Source organism: Nostoc sp. (genome assembly GCF_036919895.1).
In the GTDB taxonomy this organism is placed as follows: Bacteria; Cyanobacteriota; Cyanobacteriia; order Cyanobacteriales; family Nostocaceae; genus Nostoc.
The window spans coordinates 1-22,764 of record NZ_JBALBW010000099.1 but is presented as its reverse complement, the minus strand read 5'-3'; the positions used below and the strand labels follow the sequence as shown (position 1 = coordinate 22,764).

Genomic DNA, 22,764 nt, shown 5'->3' with positions numbered 1-22,764 from the left:
AGCCCAACCTAGTCATCGCCCGTACCTATTTTTCCACTAATTCGGTGTTTTGGGTGGACACCAAAAGAGATTTTTGCTGGACACTCCAAGGGATTCCAGAATTCCTCGCATTACCCCTGTGCGGACGAAAAGCAATTTGTCGCAGTGCTCATCAAAACCGTTTTCGATGGCATCCGCGACATCTGCAATATTAGTGGTGCGCGTTAGATCAAAGGGAAAGGCGGGAGGCGGGGCCATCATACTCCATCTTATATAGCATCATGCGGACGGCACAGCGATCGCCAAGGGAAAGAATAGCCACACGGCTAATATCCGCTAATTTACATTTGTATTGGAAAACACCGCAGACTTAGGTGGTGCTTTCACCCGGCTTTCTAGCCCATCCTTACCAATCATCATGGTACGAAACGGGGCATCAGGATAAAGCGGATCTTCGTAGACACCTGATGGCATGGCTTTAAGTGCGTTGCAAACCTCCGTCCACATCGGCTGGATATTGTACTCATTGTCTGATTCGTTGATTATCCAGAGGTGTTGTTCGTCCGCTTGCAAAATCCCCAGATGTCCGTCATAGAACAAAACTTGTGAGTTATTTGACGAAAAGAGATTGAAGGCAGCGCTATATTCTAAGTCTGCACCAGGGGGAATATTTACTGTGGTTGCGATCGCACCGTCTTCTTCCACGGCAAAGAAGGGGAGCGTCCCTAGCTTGACAGACTTCGCAATGTAAACACCTGGTATTAATCCTGCCCTATTTTGTAATGCAGTTTGCAATTCCTGCCAATAGATTGACACGGTATTAATTTTGACAAGCACACGGAAGCTATGATTTTTTATAGAGAATTTAATACTTAGTAAGTAAAAGATATTGCATTGCAAGTTGTGGCACAACTAAGAATAAGCCAATAAAAGGATAAGATTAAGTTAAATTTTTACTTCAATTGCACTAAAGTACGTAAGTACTTAGTCGCAAATATTATGTATTTTCGCTCGCCATTGATTTACCGCAAGCGATCGCAAACTTCAGCCGAGGACATTAAGCTAATCTCGGCAAGATTGTCTTGATGAGGTTCCAGATAGAAATAATCGTCCTTTAACAAGGTTATATTAAAGGCATGGAATTGTTCACACAAGTGTTAATCCGTCCAGATCGCGACCAAATTATTGCCGATCTGCGAAACATCAAACAAGATATTGATGCTGCAATTCAAGCAGAGAAAGTGTTGAATTTTTTTATTCGCCTTGCTCGTGTGGTAATTAGATTTGTAGGAGTATAAGATTGCTTGAATTATTGAGAAGAGGAAACATCAACATTTATTGAGCGGTGCGATCGCTCCAGTCTGATAGTCGATGAACGTGGGGTGTCTGTTTATCCAAGTGCGATCGCGTTATACAAGCATAAATAGTTATTTGTAAGCATCAGTTAAATTATTGAAAGCAAATTGTGATAAATAAACTTATTGCTCATCGTTTCAAGAAAGTTAAAATGCCTATTGCAAAATCAGTTTTATTAGTACTCAACTAAAATGTGCCTGAACATGAGCATCAGTAAAACATAAATAAATACTAATGTCTTTATAGTTATATATGAATTAATAGTTAAATAATCTTAGGAGAAATAAAAATACCTGGATCTACATCGGCAGTGGTACTTGCTGGATAGACTGATGCAGATCCTCTCTAAACCTAGAATAACAATCTTTTAGTTGGAACTGGCAGGCATCCTGAGTCGCGTGACTGTCCAGAGACCTTGCGCTTGAAAATGAAGGAAGCAACAATGAGTAGCAATCTCGCCATTAAACTGCGTTCTGGAACTCAACAAGCCCACACATCAGCAGAAAATGTGGGATTCATGAAATGTTTTTTGCAAGGAGTTGTGGATAGAGACTGCTTTGCCAAGTTCTTAAGCAACTTGTATTACGTCTACAGCGAACTAGAAGCAGCATTACATCGCAATGTAGACCATCCTGTGATTAGTGCAGTTTACTTTCCTGAACTTAATCGCCAATCCTCCCTTGAAAAAGATATGGTGTTCTACTATGGGGATAATTGGAGGGAGCAAATTACACCCTCATCCGCTACCCAAAAGTACATTGACCGCATTCGGGAAATTTCTGCTAGTGAACCAGTCTTATTGCTAGGTCATACCTACACTCGCTACATGGGCGATCTTTCTGGAGGTCAAATGCTACAAAAAGTTGCTCAGTCAGCCCTAAAGCTTTCTGGCTACCAAGGCACGTCCTTTTACAATTTTGAACAAATTCCTGACAAAAAGGCATTTAAGGATAAGTATCGTCAGGCATTAAATGCATTACCCGTTGATGATATAACAGCAGAACGGATTGTTGCAGAAGCTAATAATGCCTTTGGGTTCAATTTGCAGATGGCTCAGGAGTTAGAGGGAAGTTTAATTAAAGCACTCGGCCAAGTCCTGTTTAATAGTCTAACTCGTTCGCAAAATTCAGGTAGCACTGAAATAGCTGCGGCTAATTAAGTTTGTCATTGGTCATTAGTCATTGGTCATTAGGCGTTAGTTATTTCCCCCACTCCTAACTCCTAACTTCCTACTCCCCATACATTTATTGGAAAGCAACTCAATGGTTTTTCTATTACCTGGTGTCAAATTTGATCTGGATCTGATTCAAAAGTACGACACTCGCGCACCTAGATATACCAGTTATCCGCCCGCTACAGAGTTAAGCGAAACATTTACTGAAACTGATTTTAAGGCCGCGATCGCAGCATCTAATCAACGCCAAACTCCACTTTCTTTGTATTTCCACATTCCCTTTTGCCAAAGTGCTTGCTACTTCTGCGGCTGTAACACGGTAATTTCCAACAACAAGAATATTGCTAAACCTTATGTGGAGTCTTTGGTTCAAGACATCAAAAACACCGCAGCTTTAATCGATTCTGACAGAAAAGTGTTGCAAATCCATTGGGGAGGCGGTACTCCTAATTACTTGGAGCATCACCAAGTAGAATTTTTATGGAAAAACATCAATCGCTATTTCAACATCGATCCACAGGCAGAAATCTCAATTGAGATTAATCCCCGCTATGTCGATAAAAACTACATTTTCTTTCTGAGAGAGATTGGGTTTAATCGCATTAGTTTCGGTATTCAGGATTTTAATCGCCAAGTTCAAGTAGCTGTGAATCGTGTTCAGCCAGAAGAAATGCTCTTTGATGTCATGAGTTGGGTCAAAGAAGCTAAATTTGAAAGTGTGAATGTAGACCTAATTTATGGTTTACCATATCAAACCCGTGAGACATTTCAAGAAACGGTGAAAAAAACAATTGAGTTAGATCCTGACAGAATTGTTGTCTTTAACTTTGCCTATGTTCCGTGGCTCAAACCCACACAAAAAAATATTCCTCAAGAGGCGCTACCACCAGCCGAGGAAAAGTTAGATATTCTGAAAATGACAATTGAAGAATTGACGAATAACCAATATCTATTTATTGGGATGGATCACTTTGCTAAAACTAATGACGAACTAGCGATCGCTCAACGTAATGGCACTCTAAAACGCAATTTCCAGGGCTACACTACCCATGCAGAGACAGAACTATTTGGCTTTGGTTCTACATCTATTAGTATGCTAGAAGATGCTTATGCTCAAAATCACAAGGAATTAAAGGATTATTATCAGACAATTGCATCAGGTAATTTACCTGTTAGCAAAGGTGTCAAGCTGACTCAAAATGATATCATCAGACGGGATGTAATTATGGGGATTATGTCTCACTTCCAGTTGCATAAGCAAGATATTGAAAACAAATATCAGATCCATTTTGATGAATATTTCTCTGAGGAAATAGAAGCATTAAAACCACTAGAAGCTGATGGTCTGGTCAGTTTATCAAAAAATGAGATCCAGATTACAGACATCGGTAGGTTACTAGTCAGAAATATTGCCGTTATATTTGATACTCACACTAAAATGCGAGAGACAAAATTCTCCCGTGCTATTTAAAAAAGTCGTTGATTCTGCCTAACCCTTCTTAAAAAGAGACATTGAAGGGATCTTCCAACGCAAAACATCACTAAATGAACTGTGTTGAGCTATAACCTTACTTAATCATTAGTGAAATTTTACAGTCTTTAGCTCGCCGACTTCTTAAAGAAGTTGGTGAGCTACAGATCATCGTAGGGGCACAACATGTTGTGCCCCTACCCGTGTACTTCATTTACCCGCAATACGCTGTAGTATAATCACACCTTCAGATAGATATAGCTGAATTAAGATTAAAAACCTCTATCAAAAATCGGAGAATGTGTTAGATTCAAAACTTTAGCAAAACCTAATAGATTAGAGATTAAATAATTTACGATTTATTTTTTCGCCAAAAAATCATTGGGCATTTTTATGCTATGAAGACTAAATCACTAAATGCAAATTTCCATTCAAATCTTGATGTAAACTTTTTTGTCTAACTTTTGGATTTATCATTTACCCCATCTGGTAGAAAGAATTGTGAATCAGAGTTGATAACTTAGACACAAGTGAGATTGTTGAGGCAGTTATTGGCAGTTACCGACACTGAAATGACTACTCTATTTCATTGGTCTTCTAGTATACCAGCTTGAGAAGCTATCAAACATCAAATTAGCTCTCCCTGAAAAATACTAAAAGACCAAATAATCCACTTTTCTAACATCATAATTTTTGGAAGTGTAAATCTATGTTTTTTCACAAAAAAGAGCCTATTCATGCAGTTAACGTTAGTGAAGCAAACCCTCGTTTTGCTCAGTTACTTCTAGAGCAGTTTGGCGGAGCTACTGGAGAACTTAGTGCAGCCCTGCAATATTGGGTGCAATCTTTCCATGTAGAAAATGCTGGAATTAAAGACATGCTCCAAGACATTGCAATCGAGGAATTCAGCCATTTAGAAATGGTTGGTAAACTCATTGAAGCTCATACTAAAAATGTGGATCAAACCGAGGCTTATAAGAGTACTCTGTTTGCAGTTCGAGGAATTGGGCCTCATTTTCTAGATAGCCAAGGTGTTGCTTGGACTGCAAGCTACTTGAACGAGGGTGGAGATGTCGTGCGCGATCTTAGAGCTAACGTTGCAGCAGAAGCCGGCGCTCGTCAGACTTACGAATCATTGATCAAATTAGCAACTGACAAAGGAACTCAAGAGACTTTAGTCCATCTGTTAACACGAGAAATTTCTCATACCCAGATGTTTATGAAAGCTCTAGATTCACTGGGTAAATTGACAGATCCATTTTTTGGTAATGTTAAGCCAGATGAAACAGTTGCTCTCTACTACAACCTATCTACAAATAGTGATGGTAAAGATGAGCGTGGCCCTTGGAATTCTGAGCCAGAATTCAAATACATTGCTAATCCTTTAGAAAGTCACTCTTAATTCTATTTAGACTTCTGCAATTCCTCTATTTACCAAACTTCGTTGTTGCAAACAGAGGAATTGCGGGATAAGTTTTGGGGGTTCGATACCATCTAGAAAAGTAGAAAAGGTAAGGTAGCACAGTTAACTGTGCTACCTTACTGTGTTTGTTTATAAAATCAGGGGGTTGTGGGGAGATCGAGTTTTATCCGATTTGTCTTGGGATGACAAGGGCTTCCCCAACAGACTTGTCCAGAAGGCATATTAGTCAAAACAGTACTACGAGCGCCAATCACAGCATTAGCCCCAATTTGGACTCCTGGCCCAACGAAACAATCTGCTGCTACCCATGCACCATTGTTAATAGTGATACTCGCTGTTTTTAACCCAAAAGCAGGATCTTGGATATCGTGACTACCAGTACACAAATAACTTTTTTGGGAAACTACGCAGTGTTCACCGATGTGAATCCGATCGAGGCTGTATAACACTACGTTATCTCCAATCCAACTGTAGTTGCCAATGGTAACTTTCCAAGGATAGGTGAAGCGGGCGGTGGGTCGAATTAATACGCCTTTGCCGATACTAGCGCCAAATAGTCGTAGCAAAGCACAACGCAGGATATTTAACGGTTGAGGAGTGAGGGGAAATGCGATCGCTTGTACAAGCCACCATAACAAAACATACCAACTTGGCCGTCCCCGATCAAACCAAGATTGGTCATATTTGCGTAAATCTACGAAAGGTTGGTCATTGGTCATTTGTTATTTATCAGGAATCAATGGTTAATAGCTTTACCTCTGCTCCTCTGCTTTCCTGCTCTGCTACTTCTTGCTTTGCAGTATTTAAGTGACCACCACAGTTACGTAATTCGTAAAGTTTAACGCCAATTTGATATTCATATTGACTTAGCAAACGTGCATAGATATATCCGGCTTTGCCATCCAAAAAACCGCGTTGAATTATATAAAATAAAATAAACCGTAAAAAGGGTTTAAATGGCAGGTGTACCCACACTTTTTTCAAAAAGCGCTTGCGTTGGACTGCATCACCAAATAGATTCGCGCCGATAGTGCCGCTATCATCTTTACCTGTGAGAGTATTAAAATAAACGCTGGCTTCCCAGTTGGAATAACGGTTATGACGTTCTAACCAGTGATAAAGGTCGCGGAAGTCCTCGTGGAGCATATCATTTTTGAGATACCCAACTTTGCCCTGCAAAATCACATGTTCGTGAACTTCGTTGTCGCCAGTGTTGGGAATATCTTCTGTATGTAGGTTTTCGTAGCGACCTTTTTTATGCTGAAATAAACGAAGATTCCAATCGGGATATTTCCCACCATAACGAATCCATTTTCCTAAGAAAAATACGCGGCGGTTGAGGTAATAACCTGTATATTCATCATTTTGAATTGCTTGGTCAATTTCTTCCCAAAGTTCGGGGGGAATGCGCTCATCGCAATCGACAATTAGCACCCATTCGTTACGGAAAGGGAGATTCTCTAAAGACCAATTTTTCTTTTTAGGCCAGCGTCCATTGAAGTTGAATTGCACGACATTTACACCGTGACTTTTCGCAATTTCAATGCTGCTGTCGGTACTTTGAGAGTCTACTACAAATATTTCATCTGCTCTGCTGACGCTAGCGAGGCAGGCAGGCAAGTTTGCTTGTTCGTTTTTTGCTGGAATTAGTACTGAAACTGGTATTTTAGATGACATAACAGGATAAATCTTAGTGATTATTTCTTATTTGATGTGAATAAAAGACCTTGAATAGCAGCATTTAAGTAACCAATCTGACCGTAAGCATATACAAGTTTGTCAAACCGTTCTGCTGGATCAGAGAAATATTGCAATGCTTTATACAAGCCACGCACAAACCGTTCGCTACCTCGCTGCAATTGAGCGATTCCAGCTTTGCCAGCGAGTTGTTCTCGATAGCATTCACTAATACCTTGCCACCAGCCTCGGTTTAAAAACCAGGTGCGTTGTAGACGTTCTGGGGCAACATTGTGAGCAACTAGCGCTTCAGGAAGATAAGCGACTTGCCAACCACGCTGTAGGGCAAACTCGGTCATTTGCAGTTCTTCATTTGATAACAGATTTTTCCCCACTCGACCGAGATGAGGATCAAAACCGCCAATTTCTTCTAGGAAACTGCGGCGGATGGAGTAATTTAAACCTCTGGGTGTTAAGCCAGGTTGCTCGATGTAGATGTTACCCTCACCCAAGTCGTATGCACCCAAATTTGCAGCTAGCCCTGGAGATAGCCACCGTGGTTGTTCGATTCCTGGGGGCCATAAGAGAGTGACTTTGCCACCTGCGATCGCTAGTTTAGAATTATTGTAATAGGCAAAATATAAAACTTGTAGCCAGCCGTTGCTCGCAACAGCATCGTCATCCAAATAAGCAAGAATGTCACCACTAGCTACTTTTGCGCCTGTGTTACGGGCGACAGATAAACCAATGGTGGGTTCAAATACATACTTCAGGCGCGGATTGTGGGCCCTTTGTTCTACAACCTCACGGGTGCGATCGCTAGACCCATTATCAACTATCACAATTTCAAAGTCAGTAGCAAAATCCTGTGCTAAAAGACTATCAATTGCAGCCCCTAAATAGGTATCTCGATTGTGGGTACAGATAATGGCAGAGATTTGGGTGTCTGGCATAGATTTTATTTTGGATTTGAGATTTGGGATTTTAGATAAAAATCTTAAATCCAACGCATACCTGCTGAGAGTTAATCTAAACCAAAAATTACCGACCCACCAACCGAGTTTCTTCGGAAATAATCTTTAAAACTTCACGTTTGTTGAATATGACTGTGTAAAACTACAAGTGTTTGGGCCAGTTGACTCAGACGGGTTTCCAAAGATTGCTTGCGTCCCAGCAGCTGACGTAACTTTTGGTAACGGGCGATCGCCATACTAACATTCGGAACCTGATCCGCCGGACATGGGCGTGACCAGACTTTACCTGCATCGTCTACACCACAAAGGCGGTAGCCAGTAATTGATGATTTATAAGATACTTTCCCACCAGTAGCGCAAATTTCTTCTACGTAGTTCATCAGGCGGTCAACTTCTGCATGGCGCAGTGTTGCAGTTCCTCCCGGTTCTGGTTCGCTGGGATTGGATTCTAACCAGCCATTGACAATTGGGCCTTCTAAGTAAATATCCTGAATTTGCTTCAAAATATCTTGCAATTCTATTTGCCAACCGGCGACAGTTTCCTGAATTTCTTGCAATAGATTCATCGCCAATGCTGGATTTGCTCCGTGGCGATGGTTACTAAAGCTTGGAGTTTTCAACTTGGGTAGGCTGGGTGTTTTTCCACCGTTCTCTTCTGCTTGAAAGGTCTGCACAGAGTCATGGTGAGGAAAGAAATTTTGTTCAGAAGGATAATCACTCTCAGGATCTATGCCCAGATCGACTGTTTGTTCTTCCTGAAATGATTGATTTTGTGTACTTTCTGTGGTTTCGTTGGCTCCGACACTGATTCTAAAGGAAAAAGGTCGTTTTGTCGTCGAATCACCTGCTTCGGCGGCAGAGGCAGTGCCGCGATTCCCTAAATCGTGTAAAGTTGCTTCTATGCGTTTTAAGCCTGCGTTCATAAAGACATCCTAAATTTTGCTGTCCCCGATGGTGTTGAATAATTAAGAATGGGGTTGTTGGGATTTTCGGCTTTTGCCAGTTGTGACATGAATCTAATTCGTAATTCGTAATTAGAAAGGGTTTTTACCCGGTGCATAATGACGGAAGTCCCGTTTGCGATGGGATTTAAATCCTGACTGAAACAGAATTATGAACTATAAATTTTGAATGGTGCTGGTGCTAATTTTATCTCTTAAAAGTTATTTGAAACCAAAAATCTCAGCGAGGAAGTAAAAACTGTGGTGATGAATTGCAACTAGCTATAGGACTCATATTTGATTTTTGAAAAGATCCGTAGGGTGTGTTAGCACGGAGAGTACGGCACCAGAAACCTTGGAATCAGGTGCGTTACGGCTTACGCCTAACACACGCTACATATACTTAGATTTGTTCAAAAATCAAATCGGATTCCTATACTTATTTAGCACTTACGCAAAGAATAACCGAAACCCTGATTTTTAGGTAGGGGCAATTTATTTAGACGCAAAGTAGCTTCCCGTAGGCTATTGCCCCTACAGGATGAAGTTTTGTATAAGTCTATATATTGTTAAAATATTCAGAAAATAACTTTGGGTAAAATCATCCTAGTAACAGGGCCAGCACGATCTGGTAAAAGTGAATGGGCGGAAACTCTGGCTATGCAGTCAGGGAAAGCAGTTGTTTACGTAGCAACAGCCACCGATAACACAGATGACCAAGAATGGCATCAACGTATCTTAGAACACCAACAACGTCGTCCCCAAGATTGGGTAACTCTATCTGTACCTGTAGAACTGTCTGCTTCCCTCGCCGATGCCAAACCCTATACCTGCCTTTTAGTTGATTCTTTAGGAACTTGGGTTGCTAATCTTTTAGAGGAGGACGAATCTAGCTGGAAAAATATCGTTGCGGAGTTCTTAGAGACAGTGGATTTGGTTGCTGCTGATATCGTGTTTGTGGCAGAAGAGGTAGGTTGGGGTGTAGTACCAGCTTATCCTTTGGGGAGGATGTTCCGCGATCGCTTGGGTTCATTAGTGCGCCAGTTAGCTACACTTAGCGAAACTGTTTATTTAGTTACTGGTGGTCATGTTCTCAATCTCAGTGTCCTTGGTTCGCTATTGCCAAATAGAGAAGATGCTGGAATATTTAGGAGTCAAGATTCTTAACTGCTGAATACTTTTAGCCTATCTTACTTCTAAGTAATTAGTTGGTTGAGTTTTGTTTGAATAAAGCATTTATTACAGCAGAAGTTAGGAGTCATACTTCTGAAGTAAAACACGCTTTATTCTTCTCATAGAATTGGTATGACTATTGACCAATCGCATTAGTTTGATTTACCTGGCATTGGCTGCACAACCCAAAAAACTCCAGGGTGTGGTAAAAAACTTTAAACTTATGGCTGGATTCTAACTGGTCTTCTAAGTCATGGACGGGGCATTGATGAATCGGAATTGAGACACCGCATTGCAAGCAAGTCAGGTGATGTTTATCTTGCTGGGCTAGGCTGTAGAGGGCTTCACCATTAGCCAAATTCCGCACTTGTACTATGCCTTCGAGTTTTAAGGCTTCTAAAGAGCGGTAAACTGTCGCTAAACCCATACCCTGATTGGTGTTACGTAGTTCTACGTAAATATCCTGGGCGGAAATGCCTGTCTTGATGGTTTTCAGCAGGTTGAAAATACGCTCTTGACTGCGGGTGCGTATAGCTCTCATAGACAATTATTTAAATATGCCACTGTAGTTGAAGCTGTTAAATAGGCTAATCGATCAATTAACTTTAACCGCTTCGTAATCTTATTTTCACTCAGTTGGAACAGAAAGTTATAGTATAGCGATCGCAGCATTCAGCAAAAGCCGTGCAAACCAAGTATCTAGCCAAAATTTTTGTTACGCTTCGTCCTTCAGTCTTAGACCCTGCTGGTGTGGCTGTACAATCCGGTCTTCAGCAACTGGGATACGATAACGTTGAACAGGTGCGGATTGGCAAGTACATTGAACTCACCATCACCTCGACTGAGGAAAAGAAAGCGCGTCAAGACCTCGATCGCATTTGTGACCAAATGCTAGCAAATACCGTAATTGAAAATTACCGCTTTGAGTTGATTGAGGTCGAAACCCAAACGGGAGTTTTTTAGGGACTGGGGACTGGGGATTGGCGACTAGTGACTGGGGACTCGGGGAAAAGGGAAAACTTACTACAACTCTCTCTCTTATGCTCCCCTGCTCCCCTACTCCCCTACTCCCCTACTCCCCTGCTCCCCTGCTCCCCTGCTCCCCTGCTCTCCTAATTCCCCATTCCCTAATCATGAAATTTGGTGTTGTTGTTTTTCCAGGTTCTAATTGCGATCGCGATGTTGCTTATGTAACCAGAGATTTGCTCTTACAACCAACTCGCATGGTTTGGCATCAAGAAACAGACATTGCTGATTTAGATGTCCTCATCGTCCCTGGTGGCTTTAGTTACGGGGATTATCTGCGCTGCGGTGCGATCGCACGTTTTTCACCCGTGATGCAGCAGGTTGTGGAACATGCTCAAAAGGGTAAGTTTGTCATTGGTATTTGCAACGGTTTTCAGGTATTAACTGAAGCTGGACTTTTGCCAGGGGTATTAACCAGAAATCGGGATTTGCATTTTATTTGCGATCGCGTCCCCTTGAAAGTTGAGCGTACCAATCTCTCGTGGACGCAAGCTTATACCACTAATGAAGTTATCACTTTACCCATTGCCCACGGAGAGGGTCGATTCTACGCTGATGAAGCCACTCTCGCTGAAATTGAAGATAACGGGCAAGTCGTGTTTCGTTATGCAGGGGAGAATCCCAACGGTTCATTGAACAACATTGCCGGGATTTGCAATCGTCAGGGCAATGTGTTGGGGATGATGCCGCACCCAGAAAGGGCATCTGACCCGATGCTAGGGAATAGTGATGGCTTGAGGTTGTTTCAGGGCTTGCTAGAGAAGGTAACGGCATTAGCCTAGAGCAAATATTGGGCGACTAGGTTGGGATTTAGCGATCGCTTTCTGAAAGATAGATGAAGATGCTTCTACAGATAGCTATCGAACAATAAATTTACATCACCAAACAGCCCATCATAGTCATTAATTTTACAAATTAACGAGAGAGAGGCAGTAGGAATACTGCCCCCTGCCTCCTTTTCAACGTACTTGCTTGGTAAACAACTCAGTGAATAAACTAATTAAAGTTTATTCTTCGCGTACTTTTATATTGGCAACGACAACTAAAGAACCAAAAGCAGCCCATGCTTAAGTAAATATGCTTAGACGATTATTTCCCTAGATTCCGCTTCATTTGTTCTAACTCATCTTGAGTTTCCCAGCTACGGAACTTCTCTTCTAAGTCATCAGAACCACTAGAATAATTGCTAGTTTTATTTGACCAACCACTGGTTTCAAAACGCTGCGGAGTTTGCGCTTGTTCGCGGGCTGTCTGTGCTTCAGCGGCTTTGGCTTGCACCTCCTGTCGGCGTTGCTGAATTTTTCGCAGTAGTTCCTGAGATTGGTTAATGCGTTCTTTCAGCCCTTGCATGTGTCCCCAGCGCTGATTTCCTTCGCGCAACAGGGCTGCTTCTCGCTCACTCGCCGCAGTCGCTAAATCTTCTCTACCAGCGTTTTTGGCCTTTTGAACGCGGATATGCCAACGCTGAATTTCTTGAGCGGTGGATAGAATTTCATCTTGCGATCGCTTCTCTTGTAATTGTAAATCTGCGATCAGCTTTAATGTATCTTCCTCTTGCTCACGCAGCTGTTCTAGCAGCGCCTCTAACTCCAAATGCGGATTGTTACGCAAGAATTCTTCTAAACGGTTTTCTAAAAACCGACTCAAATCATCAAATAAGCCCACTGCTAGAACTCCAGAGATCGGGTGCGTGACTATTTTATTGTAGTAGTCAGGTGAACTTCTGGGTGTTAGTTAGATTTCAAAGTTGGGAAGAATGTATTTGGTGAAACTACGCAAACAACGCTGACTTATAAAATAAGGCTTTAATCAGTTATGAGTTCTGATTTTCAACCGCCACCCAAGAGTTTGTCCATGCTAGCTACTATAGGAGGAGTAGTTACGGCTGTAATAGCGATCGCAATTTTGAATGTTTGGTCTAAGCAACTTTCTAAGGCTTCCATAGAAAAACCTGAAATCTCAACATCCGAAACCGCTTCACGCCAGTTGGTACAACCAAAGAAACCCGAAAGCGCTGTCTCTGGTGCGAAAGCATCTGAAATAGTTGCCAGCCTTGATGCTAAATCTGTAGTTTTACCAGGTCAATCCATTCCTAAGAACCAACTCACAGTAGCGATAATTCCATACATTGCTCCGGGAGTGGGAAAACTGACCCCAGAGGAAACGAAAACTGCACGTATTGCTTGGTCATATTTCCAGCGCAACTGGAATGATGAAACTGGGTTGGTCAATTCCGTTGATGGCTTTGCCTCTGTCAGTATGTGGGATCAGACAGCAGCGATCGCAGCTTTGGTCAGTGCCAGAGAACTCAATATCGTGCCTGCGGCTGAATTTGAAGCCAAAATGAGCAAAATGTTGAAAACACTGGCATCAATGCCCTTATACAAAGGCGAACTACCCAACAAGGTCTACAATGCCAAAACCCTTGTACCCGTTAATTATGGTCAACTAGAAAAACGCGAAGAAATTGGTTGGTCAGCCATCGATTTAGGGCGGATGGCAATCTGGCTGAAGATTGTCGGGGCCAAGTATCCAGATATGCGACTAGAAACAGAAGCAGTTTGGAAACATTGGCAAGTTAAGCGTCTGACCAAAAATGGGCAAATGTACGGCACTGCCGTTATTAAAGGCAAAGAACAATACAACCAAGAAGGTCGCTTAGGCTATGAGAATTATGCTGCCTACGGTTTAAAGCTTTGGGGCTTGAATGTTACACAAGCATTGGATTATCAGACCAATGCTGCCTTTGTCGATCTTTACGGACAGGGAATTCCTTACGATCGCCGCGACTTTAAAAACTCTGGAGCTAATAACTATGTTCTCAGCGAACCCTACATTTTAGATGGCATCGAAACTGGATTTCAAGCTTTGCCAAAAGCTTATGCCGATCGGATTTTAGCTGCTCAAGAAGGGCGTTATGAAGCCACACAACAATTAACCGCAGTTACCGAAGACAACTTAGATCGTCCGCCATACTTTGTTTACAGCAGCTTGTTTGTGAACGGGGAACCTTGGGCAACTATCACAGATACCCAACAAAAACACAACGATTTGCGATTTCTCAGTGCCAAAGCTGCGATCGGTTGGCATGTACTTTACAACACTACTTACACTAGCCAGTTATTTAATTTTGTCCAAGCTAACCTTAACTCTAAAGATGGTTGGTATAACGGCTTTTATGAATCCCTGCGTCAGCCGAATAAAACTCTCACTGCTAACAATAATGGTGTGATTTTAGAAAGCTTACTGTATAAACAGGTCGGACAACCACTTACCGTTTGGGCAGGGGTTAAAAGTCAGAAGTTAACCCAGAAGGCTATTAGAACACCGTAAGTTACAACTAAGATTCTAAGGGCATGAAAAAACTGGCGTTATATAGAAGTATAAATTATCATGGTTTCGTCACAGTTTTGTAATGCCTCTGTCAATATGCCGTGTGATAGTAAAGCTCTGGGTTAGAAAATAGGCTAGCTCCACAGCTAATCCACACACCAGAGTTAATCGAAGAGAATCACTATCAGGTACAAACCCTCATAGCATGACTCTTCAAATCAAAATTGCAAAATTTATCATACTTTAGAGGAACAAGAAGATGAATTGGAAACTACTTGCTTTGATACCTGCTCTGACTTTAGCTACTGCTGTACCTGCTTACTCTTTAACCAATAATAAAAGCCACAATCAGATTACTGCGACCCAAGTGGCACAAAATCCTCAGCAAGGCAATATGATGATGAAAAAGCCTAATGCTATGCACAAGTCTAATAGTATGGTAAACCATAGTAGAGGTATGGCAAACCATAGTAGCGTACTCACAGTAGGTAGCAGGGGAGAAGCAGTTAAAACTGCTCAGAATGCTTTAAAACAACAAGGATTCTATACTGCAAATGTGAATGGTGTCTTTGATAACAGAACACGTTCAGCAGTGATGAAATTTCAGAAGTCTAAAGGATTAAGAGCAGACGGCATACTTGGACACCGGACTTTAGCTGCTCTCAAATAAGATGATTTACTTAATATTATGTCCGCTAAATTACCCATAAGAAAAGAATCCCACCTCTTAATCCCGCATTTCTCACAAGCTTTAAGCGAAGAAGTGGCAGAGGGGCGGAGGAGCGGAGGGGAAAGAAATTGTACAATATCTCACCTCTGCTCCCCTGCTCCCCTGCTCCCCTGCACAAGCGCAGGCTTTGAGAGATGTGGTGAGAAATCTGGGTTAATCCCCTGGGGAGACAAAGCATAGCTTTGGCGGGGTAGGGTTCTTCGGGTCTAATAAGCAATCAAGCGGACATGATATAACTTGTTTACTAGAGTTAAAGTAAAACTACTAAACAGCAGCGATTTTGATGCCGATCGGGAAATAACAGGAAAAGCACTTGATTAACTCAGCATTCTCAGTGCTTAAATTCCTTAAACACAAAAGGCTAGAATTTATTTTCTAGCCTTTAAATATTAAATCAACCTTTTCTATCTGGATATTGCCTACGACTATCTAGTAGACATAGCACGGAGATTATGGAACCAAACCCTTGATGATGGTGCGTTACGAACTGCGTTCTAACACACACGACAATATCTAATTTTGTTCAAAAATCAAATACTAGTCCTATATCCCTTTTGAGGCGGACACTAATTAATCAATACGGACATTAATCTGTCAAGGCAGACAAATAATTAGTTAATGTACAACATAACGAGCGCGGAGGGATTTGAACCCCCGACCCACAGAACCGGAATCTGTTGCTCTATCCACTGAGCTACGCGCCCTTAATCTTCAGCATTATAGCACGTCTATGATGAAATTTGCAGCCTTAAAGATAATTAGCTGGGTCTACGGGTGTACCATTCCGACGGACTTCAAAGTGGAGGTGGGGGCCGGTTGAGAAACCTGTAGAACCGACAGCACCGATCGCTTGTCCGCGTTCAACTGCTTGTCCTTCGGTAACATACAACTCGCTGGTATGTCCATATAATGTAGTCATGCCATTGCCGTGGTCGATAATTACGGCTCTGCCATAACCACCATACCACCCAGCAAAAATTACTCTGCCCGAATCGGCTGCTCGAATTTTACTGCCATAGCTAGCGGCAAAATCCAACCCAGCATGAAAACGACGATAGCCAAGGATTGGGTGTATCCGCCAGCCGAAGGGACTGCTAGTAGGAGCATCGCTAGGATATGCCATTACACCAGTTCCCCGAATGATGATGCTTGTCCGGCTGTTAGTTTTTGTTTGCGCCTCTTCAGCTTCTGCTACCTTTTGTTGAATCAAGACTTCCAGATTTTTGGAATCTCTTTCTAGCTGATTTTGCGCTGCTTCTAAGGCGAGGCGATCGCTATTGAGGCGTTGAATCATTTCTGATTGTGACTGCGCCTGAGTTTGATAATCGGCTTTTTGTGCCAGCATTTGCTCACGAATTAAAGCAATTTCGTTTTTTTGCTGTTCTACATCCGTTTTTTGTTTATTGAGCAGGATTGCTTGGGCGTTGAGTTTTACCAAAATTTTCTGGTCTGCCTGATACACTAACTTCAACTGATGACGACGACTGATAAAGTCGCTGATATTTTGACTTTGGAGCAAAACTGCCCATCCCACAGATGCTGGCGATCGCTGAAGATAACGCAATCGTGCTACTGTTGCTATTTGCCGCTCCTCGTAGGAACGTTGTGCTACAGCTAAATCAGTTTCCAACTGCTGAAGGCGTTGGGTAGCGAGTTGTAATCGAGATTCGCTCTCTTGAATATAGCTATCTGTGGTTTGCACATTTTGCTTTAAACCAGTGAGGTGTTTTTGAGCCTCTTGCTGGAGATTGGTTAAGCGATCGCGCTCGTTAATCACACTCTGATGCTGCTGGTTCATTTGTTGCTGCTGTTGTCGCAGAGTATCAATAGAACCAGTAGACGTTGCGGAGGCTGGAATTAATGCCGAATATATCCACAAAATCCAGCAAAATATAATAGATAAACAGCCAAAAATCCGCTTTTTCCCGATAAATAGCGCTCTCATAGCGTCAGCCTAACTAAAACGATGCTTTCAAACACTATGAGGATTATTCCCAAAATCTGATTCACTTACTCCATGTATCAAATTGATCTGCCAAGTTGTAACACAAAGATTCCAGCGATGTCAGCATTGAGCAGATTATGATGAATAAACTTTGGTTTTTCCTGGGTTGGCTGTGGTTGAAATATCACTTTATTGGTTTACCTTGATGATGCATACCTCTAAAACTCCACAACAAGAGGCTCAATTTAGCTTGTGATTTTTGCGAGGCAGAGAATTGTCATATACAATATCTTGAGAAAAGTTACTCGTTAAGAATAAAGATTCTAAATTATTTTTTCGCAACAGTAGAGCGCTAAACCCATTTAAAAGGAAATTGCATGTGGATCGTAAAAATTGCTTTACGTCTTCCGTATACATTCGCGATCGCTGCCTTGATGATTGTGATCTTGGGTGTAATAACCATATTTGGCACGGCGGTTGACATTTTTCCCGCAATCAATATTCCGGTTGTCAGTATAGTTTGGACTTATAATGGCACAACATCTGAGGAAATGGCAGAGCGAATCGTGACCATTAGCGAACGCGCCATGACAACAACCGTTAGTGACATCGAACACATTGAATCACAATCCTTAAGTGGTGTTAGCGTCGTCAAAGTTTTTTTCCAACCGAGTGTTAATATAGCCTCAGCAGTCGCTCAAATTACCTCTGTCAGTCAAACGATTCTCCGCCCTTTGCCACCCGGTATTACACCGCCATTCATCATTCAATACAACGCTTCTAGCGTGCCGATTATCCAGATGAGTGTTAGTAGCAAAAGCTTGCCAGAACAAGCCCTCAACGACTATGCTACCAACTTCGTCCGCACCCAGTTAGCAACAGTGCAAGGAGCGAGTGTACCTCTGCCTTATGGTGGTAAAGCTCGGCAAATAATGGTTGATATCGATCCCCAAGCGATGTTGGCTAAAGGTATTTCTGCCCAAGACGTGACTAACGCTGTTAGTGCCCAAAACTTGGTCTTGCCGGCAGGTGGGATGAAGATAGGCACTCGTGAGTTCGCCGTGCAAATCAATAATAGTCCAGACGTGGTGGAAGCGCTCAACGACTTGCCAATTAAGCAAGTTAACGGCAATGTAACTTACATTCGTGATGTCGCGCAAGTAAGAGATGGCTTTGGTGTGCAGACGAACATTGTCCGTCAGAATGGGAGACGATCGAGTTTACTTAGTATCCTTAAGAGTGGCAGTGCCTCGACAATTGAGATCGTCGATCGGGTGAAAAAAGCTTTGCCTCGCATCCAATCCACCTTACCCCCAGAACTGAATTTAGCGTTTTTGTTCGATCAATCTCTATTTGTGAAAGCTTCCATTCAAGGAGTTCTCAAAGAAGGATTGATTGCAGCAGTTCTCACCGCGCTGATGATTTTAATTTTCCTGGGAAGTTGGCGCAGTACTGTAATTGTCGCCGTATCGATTCCCCTCTCGATGCTGGTTTCGATTATTGCAATGAGTCGTTTGGGACAAACTTTCAACATTATGACTTTGGGTGGTTTGTCCTTAGCTGTCGGTATTCTTGTCGATGATGCCACAGTAGAAATTGAAAATATCCACCGAAATCTCGGACAAGGTAAAGCAATCAAGCGAGCAATCTTAGATGGGGCGCAGCAAATTGCCACACCAGCATTCGTCGCCACATTATGTATTTGTATTGTCTTTGTGCCGGTGGTGTTTCTCAGTGGAGTGGCAAAGTACTTATTTGTGCCACTAGCGATGGCGGTAGTATTTGGTATGCTTGCTTCTTATGTGCTATCTCGGACTGTAGTCCCGACAATGGCCAGCTATCTGCTACCTTATGAAGCTCACTTGCACAGAGAAAGTGAGGATCGTAATAGTCATAGCGATCGCCACAATAACAATATAGATTCGCCAATTCCAGATCGTAATGGTCATAGCGATAATGGTAATGGTCATGAAAACCACCAAACTACAGCCACAACCACAAATAAAAAAGATTGGATATGGCAGCAACACGAGAAGTTTAACCGAGTATTTGAGAAATTTCGCAGTTGGTACTACGATGTTTTGACCTCAGCATTAAATTACCGCCGGATAGTTTTTGTGCTGTTTGGTGCTTTTATAGTCAGTGCTGGAGTTTTACTACCGTTCGTTGGTCAAGACTTTTTCCCTCAAGTCGATGGTGGTCAGTTTAGTCTCCACGTTCGCGCCTTACCTGGGACTCGTTTAGAAGAGACAGAAAGAATTGTTAGCCAAGTCGAAAATGTTATCCGCCAGACAGTACCGAAAGAAAATCTCTCAATAATTCTGGATAACATCGGCTTACCCAACAGTGGTATTAACCTTACTTATGGCTACAACGGAGCCACAATTGGCCCGGCTGATGCTGATATTCTTGTATCCCTAAAAGAATCTGGTTCAACTTTCTCTTATGTAAAACAACTCCGCCAGAAATTAAAAGCGACATTTCCCAGCTACACCTTCTTTTTTGAGCCGGCAGATATTGTTACTCAAATTCTGAATTTCGGTTTACCTGCTGCTGTTGACGTGCAAATATCTGGGCCTCTAAAAAACTCAAAGGGCAATTTTGAAATAGCCAAACAAATCGAAGCCCGGATGACGCGCGTTCCTGGGGCTGTAGATGTACACATGCAGCAAGTTGTCGATGCTCCAGAGTTACACCTGGATGTAGATCGCACCGAGGCTCAACAACTGGGAATGACGCAGCGTGATGTTGCCAATAGCGTCCTCACTTCCTTAAGTTCAAGCGGTCAAGCCGCAATTAACCAATGGCTCGATCCCAAAAAAGGCGTGAGTTACACCCTTGCTGTCCAAGTTCCCCAGTACAAAATTGACTCTATTGACAGCCTCAAGAATATGCCCGTTGGCAACGGTCAAACCGCACCCCAACTTTTGGGTAATTTGGCTACTGTCAGACGCGACAGAGTAATGCAAGTTGTTAATCACTATAATATTCAGCCGGTTTTCGATATCTACGCTAACTCCTCCGGTCGTGACTTGGGGGGAGTTGCCCGCGATGTGAATCGAATTATCGCTGATTATCAGAAAAAATTGCCTCGCGGTAGTCAGATTAATATTCGTGGGCAAGTGCAAACGATGAACTCTTCCTTTCTAGGACTCGGTTTCGGACTTGTGTTTGCGATCGTTCTGGTTTACTGCTTAATGGTGGTAAATTTCCAATCTTGGCTCGATCCCCTAATTATCATGATGGCACTGCCAAGTGCCTTGGCTGGTATTGTCTGGATGCTATTTGTCACCCGCACGACCTTCAGCGTTCCTTCCTTAATGGGTGCAATTATGAGTATAGGTGTGGCGACATCAAACAGTATTCTGATGATCACTTTTGCTAATGAACAGCGTCTGGAAGGACAAAATGCCTATCAAGCAGCGCAAGCGGCGGGATATACGCGGTTGCGTCCGGTGTTAATGACTGCCTTAGCCATGCTCATCGGTATGATACCAATGTCTCTCGGTCTTGGTGAAGGTGGCGAGCAGAATGCACCTTTGGGTCGCGCTGTAATTGGTGGTTTGTCAGCTGCAACAGTTGCTACTCTGATTTTTGTACCTGTGGTGTATAGCATATTCCGCCGTCAACAACCTCGTCCGATTGAGGATGATGACGATTTAAATTTCTCCGATCCACACACCGCCTACTCCTTGTCATCATCCCAAGGCAAATCATAAGCAACTCACAAAATAGTCATTACCGATGATGGTAATGACTCTAGGGACTTCCAAATAAAAAAATATCCCAAAACTGACGCAAAAATCCTCTCTATTTCTCCTCTCTCTGTGTTCTCTGCGCCTCCGTGGTTCGTTTATTTGGATAATTAATTTATTTCTTGGAAATCCCCTAGGTACTGAATGAATGCAAATTAGATAATATGGGACAGCTAAACTATGGATTCTCAAGATCCTCCATCTCCTGATTCTGAACAAGAAACGACTTATAGAAAACAAAGACGCGGCATCGGTGGAATTGGTTGGGCTGTAATTGGTGTTGTTTTTTTTGGTACTCTCTTAACCATAGGTATTTTGCCCCGGTTAACCCAAAGGTCAGAATTACAAGCAGCAGTCAAGGAAGCTAGCACTATCCCCTCAGTTAACGTTATGACTCCCCGTCGTGCTACTGGTATTAGCAATTTGGAACTACCTGGGAGTGTTGTAGCCCTTAATCAAACCACCGTCTATGCCCGCAGTACTGGGTATTTACGGCGATGGTATGCTGATATTGGCGATCGCGTCCGCGCTGGTCAATTGTTAGCAGAAATCGATTCACCAGACATAGATCAGCAAGTTTTGCAAGCCAAGGCAGAGTTAATCCAAGCACAAGCAAATGTGCTGCAAAGTCGTGCTAGTTTAGCTAAAGGTGTTTCTGATTTGAAGCAAGCCCGCGCTAATTTATTAATCGCCCGTCAAAGCTGGGAGCGCTGGCAAGTTCTTGTCAAGCAAGGTGCCGTAGCTCAACAAGATGCAGATACAAAGTATGCCGCATATCAGGCGAACTTGGCCAACGTTGAAGCAGCACAAAATACTATCAGTTCTGACTCTGCTAATGTGAAGGTAGCCCAAGCTAACGCCTACGCCATTCAAGCAAACTTCCAGCGTAATACCATATTGCAGTCTTATAAGAAAGTCACTGCTCCCTTCGCAGGAGTAGTCACAGCCCGTAATGTAAATACAGGTGTTCTGATTACATCAGGTAATGGCAGTACAAATACTGGAAATACCAGCCTTTATACCATCGCTGCTTACGATGCCCTAAATGTGAACGTGAATGTCCCACAGAGTTCATCAGCTTTACTTAACACTGGACAAACAGCACAAATTACAGTCAGAGAGTTACCACAACGAGTATTTACGGGTAAAGTAGTCCGTACTAGCAACGCCATAGATCCAAATACTCGTACTTTGCTAACACAACTAAAAATCGATAATTTGTCCGGGGCGCTACGACCTGGGATGTATGCCAGTGTAAAATTTGCCATTAACCGCACTAATCCTCCCTTTGTTGTGCCTGATAGTGTTTTAGTCATTGATGCCAAAGGTACACAGGTAGCAACTATAACTAAAAACCAAACAGTGCATTATCAAAAAGTTGCCGTTGGGCGAGATTATGGTACTGAACTAGAAATTACATCAGGTCTGACAGGAAATGAATCGCTGATTGCCAATCCTACGGTTGATGAGACAGAGGGCTTGCATGTGCAGCCAATTGCAGAAACAAAGTAGAGTGAACGACTCCCGACTCTGATTGCAAGCAATCAAGTATGACCAGTATAGGTTTGAACTCTTCTAGTAGTTTCGTAGGGTGTGTTATGGACACGCCGAAATAACAAATGGATATACCGAAATAACAAATGGATATACCGAAATAACAAATGGATATACCGAAATAACAAATGGATATACCGAAATAACAAATGGATATGCCGAAATAACAAATGGATATACCGAAATAACAAATGGATATACCGAAATAACAAATGGATATACCGAAATAACAAATGGATATACCGAAATAACA

19 protein-coding genes, 1 tRNA gene and 1 pseudogene are annotated in these 22,764 nt (G+C 42.4%); 12 read left to right on the top strand and 9 right to left on the bottom strand.

Annotated features, from left to right (window positions below; translation table 11 throughout):
- Positions 1 to 315: 315 nt before the first annotated feature.
- Positions 316 to 795 carry a hypothetical protein gene (locus V7K55_RS20075; RefSeq protein WP_334834368.1) on the bottom strand — a complete coding sequence of 160 codons (480 nt, stop codon included), beginning with the start codon at positions 793 to 795 and terminating at the stop codon, positions 316 to 318.
- A 320-nt stretch (positions 796 to 1,115) separates the two neighbouring features.
- Here V7K55_RS20075 and V7K55_RS20070 point away from each other — a divergent pair, with 320 nt between their 5' ends.
- The 4 genes from V7K55_RS20070 to V7K55_RS20055 all read left to right on the top strand — a co-directional run bounded on the left by V7K55_RS20070 (position 1,116) and on the right by V7K55_RS20055 (position 5,382).
- Positions 1,116 to 1,277, top strand: coding sequence for a hypothetical protein (locus tag V7K55_RS20070; RefSeq protein WP_334834367.1), 162 nt, complete (start codon positions 1,116 to 1,118; stop codon positions 1,275 to 1,277).
- Between the two features lie 500 nt (positions 1,278 to 1,777).
- Positions 1,778 to 2,494 (top strand): biliverdin-producing heme oxygenase, encoded by a 717-nt coding sequence (locus V7K55_RS20065; protein WP_334834366.1) that lies wholly within the window; start codon positions 1,778 to 1,780, stop codon positions 2,492 to 2,494.
- 103 nt (positions 2,495 to 2,597) lie between these two features.
- Positions 2,598 to 3,980 (top strand): oxygen-independent coproporphyrinogen III oxidase, encoded by a 1,383-nt coding sequence (gene hemN / locus V7K55_RS20060; RefSeq protein ID WP_334834365.1) that lies wholly within the window; start codon positions 2,598 to 2,600, stop codon positions 3,978 to 3,980.
- Between the two features lie 709 nt (positions 3,981 to 4,689).
- Positions 4,690 to 5,382 (top strand): manganese catalase family protein, encoded by a 693-nt coding sequence (locus V7K55_RS20055; protein WP_334834364.1) that lies wholly within the window; start codon positions 4,690 to 4,692, stop codon positions 5,380 to 5,382.
- Between the two features lie 158 nt (positions 5,383 to 5,540).
- On the opposite strand, the gene hpsU is transcribed toward V7K55_RS20055, so the two are convergent.
- The 4 genes from hpsU to V7K55_RS20035 form a co-directional block, all read right to left on the bottom strand.
- Positions 5,541 to 6,122, bottom strand: a complete 582-nt coding sequence (hpsU, locus tag V7K55_RS20050; RefSeq protein ID WP_334834363.1) for a hormogonium polysaccharide biosynthesis acetyltransferase HpsU — start codon at positions 6,120 to 6,122, stop codon at positions 5,541 to 5,543.
- A 10-nt stretch (positions 6,123 to 6,132) separates the two neighbouring features.
- The gene (locus tag V7K55_RS20045; RefSeq protein WP_334834361.1) at positions 6,133 to 7,080 is read right to left on the bottom strand and encodes a glycosyltransferase family 2 protein; all 948 of its coding nucleotides are present in this window, start codon (positions 7,078 to 7,080) and stop codon (positions 6,133 to 6,135) included.
- Between the two features lie 20 nt (positions 7,081 to 7,100).
- On the bottom strand, positions 7,101 to 8,033 hold the full coding sequence (locus V7K55_RS20040; protein ID WP_334834359.1) for a glycosyltransferase family 2 protein: 933 nt from the start codon (positions 8,031 to 8,033) through the stop codon (positions 7,101 to 7,103).
- A 134-nt stretch (positions 8,034 to 8,167) separates the two neighbouring features.
- Positions 8,168 to 8,977, bottom strand: coding sequence for a hypothetical protein (locus V7K55_RS20035; RefSeq protein WP_334834357.1), 810 nt, complete (start codon positions 8,975 to 8,977; stop codon positions 8,168 to 8,170).
- Positions 8,978 to 9,586: 609 nt separating this feature from the next.
- Here V7K55_RS20035 and cobU point away from each other — a divergent pair.
- Positions 9,587 to 10,162, top strand: coding sequence for a bifunctional adenosylcobinamide kinase/adenosylcobinamide-phosphate guanylyltransferase (cobU, locus tag V7K55_RS20030; protein ID WP_334834356.1), 576 nt, complete (start codon positions 9,587 to 9,589; stop codon positions 10,160 to 10,162).
- Between the two features lie 142 nt (positions 10,163 to 10,304).
- Here cobU and V7K55_RS20025 read toward each other — a convergent pair whose 3' ends face one another.
- Entirely contained in the window at positions 10,305 to 10,709 is a 405-nt protein-coding gene (locus V7K55_RS20025) for a Fur family transcriptional regulator (RefSeq protein ID WP_334834355.1), read from the bottom strand.
- 143 nt (positions 10,710 to 10,852) lie between these two features.
- Between V7K55_RS20025 and purS the strand changes: the two genes are divergently transcribed.
- Together purS and purQ are read left to right on the top strand one after the other, a co-directional pair.
- Positions 10,853 to 11,131 (top strand): phosphoribosylformylglycinamidine synthase subunit PurS, encoded by a 279-nt coding sequence (purS, locus tag V7K55_RS20020; RefSeq protein WP_094332891.1) that lies wholly within the window; start codon positions 10,853 to 10,855, stop codon positions 11,129 to 11,131.
- Positions 11,132 to 11,301: 170 nt separating this feature from the next.
- A complete protein-coding gene (gene purQ, locus V7K55_RS20015; RefSeq protein ID WP_334834354.1) occupies positions 11,302 to 11,976 on the top strand; it encodes a phosphoribosylformylglycinamidine synthase subunit PurQ in 675 nt (224 codons plus the stop codon).
- A gap of 307 nt (positions 11,977 to 12,283) precedes the next feature.
- Here the strand turns inward: purQ and V7K55_RS20010 are convergent, their stop codons facing one another.
- Positions 12,284 to 12,859 carry a TIGR04376 family protein gene (locus V7K55_RS20010; RefSeq protein WP_334834353.1) on the bottom strand — a complete coding sequence of 192 codons (576 nt, stop codon included), beginning with the start codon at positions 12,857 to 12,859 and terminating at the stop codon, positions 12,284 to 12,286.
- A 150-nt stretch (positions 12,860 to 13,009) separates the two neighbouring features.
- Here V7K55_RS20010 and V7K55_RS20005 point away from each other — a divergent pair, with 150 nt between their 5' ends.
- On the top strand, positions 13,010 to 14,527 hold the full coding sequence (locus V7K55_RS20005) for a DUF3131 domain-containing protein (RefSeq protein WP_334834352.1): 1,518 nt from the start codon (positions 13,010 to 13,012) through the stop codon (positions 14,525 to 14,527).
- A gap of 259 nt (positions 14,528 to 14,786) precedes the next feature.
- Positions 14,787 to 15,197 (top strand): peptidoglycan-binding domain-containing protein, encoded by a 411-nt coding sequence (locus V7K55_RS20000; protein ID WP_334834351.1) that lies wholly within the window; start codon positions 14,787 to 14,789, stop codon positions 15,195 to 15,197.
- Positions 15,198 to 15,888: 691 nt separating this feature from the next.
- Here the strand turns inward: V7K55_RS20000 and V7K55_RS19995 are convergent.
- Both V7K55_RS19995 and V7K55_RS19990 read right to left on the bottom strand, forming a co-directional pair.
- Positions 15,889 to 15,961, bottom strand: a tRNA-Arg gene (locus V7K55_RS19995).
- Positions 15,962 to 16,005: 44 nt separating this feature from the next.
- A complete protein-coding gene (locus tag V7K55_RS19990; protein ID WP_334834350.1) occupies positions 16,006 to 17,202 on the bottom strand; it encodes a murein hydrolase activator EnvC family protein in 1,197 nt (398 codons plus the stop codon).
- 377 nt (positions 17,203 to 17,579) lie between these two features.
- On the opposite strand from V7K55_RS19990, the gene V7K55_RS19985 reads away from it, so the two are divergent.
- From V7K55_RS19985 to V7K55_RS19975, 3 genes and pseudogenes are all read left to right on the top strand, one after another.
- On the top strand, positions 17,580 to 20,921 hold the full coding sequence (locus V7K55_RS19985) for an efflux RND transporter permease subunit (protein ID WP_334834349.1): 3,342 nt from the start codon (positions 17,580 to 17,582) through the stop codon (positions 20,919 to 20,921).
- A gap of 216 nt (positions 20,922 to 21,137) precedes the next feature.
- On the top strand, positions 21,138 to 22,469 hold the full coding sequence (locus V7K55_RS19980) for an efflux RND transporter periplasmic adaptor subunit (protein ID WP_334834348.1): 1,332 nt from the start codon (positions 21,138 to 21,140) through the stop codon (positions 22,467 to 22,469).
- A 79-nt stretch (positions 22,470 to 22,548) separates the two neighbouring features.
- Positions 22,549 to 22,764, top strand: a pseudogene (locus V7K55_RS19975) (hypothetical protein); the annotation flags it as partial.

Coding starts and splice junctions, on each gene's coding strand:
- V7K55_RS20070 (WP_334834367.1), top strand. CDS start 1,116: ATGGAATTGTTCACACAAGTGTTAATCCGTCCAGATCGCGACCAAATT.
- V7K55_RS20065 (WP_334834366.1), top strand. CDS start 1,778: ATGAGTAGCAATCTCGCCATTAAACTGCGTTCTGGAACTCAACAAGCC.
- hemN (WP_334834365.1), top strand. CDS start 2,598: ATGGTTTTTCTATTACCTGGTGTCAAATTTGATCTGGATCTGATTCAA.
- V7K55_RS20055 (WP_334834364.1), top strand. CDS start 4,690: ATGTTTTTTCACAAAAAAGAGCCTATTCATGCAGTTAACGTTAGTGAA.
- hpsU (WP_334834363.1), bottom strand. CDS start 6,122: ATGACCAATGACCAACCTTTCGTAGATTTACGCAAATATGACCAATCT.
- V7K55_RS20045 (WP_334834361.1), bottom strand. CDS start 7,080: ATGTCATCTAAAATACCAGTTTCAGTACTAATTCCAGCAAAAAACGAA.
- V7K55_RS20040 (WP_334834359.1), bottom strand. CDS start 8,033: ATGCCAGACACCCAAATCTCTGCCATTATCTGTACCCACAATCGAGAT.
- V7K55_RS20035 (WP_334834357.1), bottom strand. CDS start 8,977: ATGAACGCAGGCTTAAAACGCATAGAAGCAACTTTACACGATTTAGGG.
- V7K55_RS20025 (WP_334834355.1), bottom strand. CDS start 10,709: ATGAGAGCTATACGCACCCGCAGTCAAGAGCGTATTTTCAACCTGCTG.
- purQ (WP_334834354.1), top strand. CDS start 11,302: ATGAAATTTGGTGTTGTTGTTTTTCCAGGTTCTAATTGCGATCGCGAT.
- V7K55_RS20005 (WP_334834352.1), top strand. CDS start 13,010: ATGAGTTCTGATTTTCAACCGCCACCCAAGAGTTTGTCCATGCTAGCT.
- V7K55_RS20000 (WP_334834351.1), top strand. CDS start 14,787: ATGAATTGGAAACTACTTGCTTTGATACCTGCTCTGACTTTAGCTACT.
- V7K55_RS19990 (WP_334834350.1), bottom strand. CDS start 17,202: ATGAGAGCGCTATTTATCGGGAAAAAGCGGATTTTTGGCTGTTTATCT.
- V7K55_RS19985 (WP_334834349.1), top strand. CDS start 17,580: ATGTGGATCGTAAAAATTGCTTTACGTCTTCCGTATACATTCGCGATC.
- V7K55_RS19980 (WP_334834348.1), top strand. CDS start 21,138: ATGGATTCTCAAGATCCTCCATCTCCTGATTCTGAACAAGAAACGACT.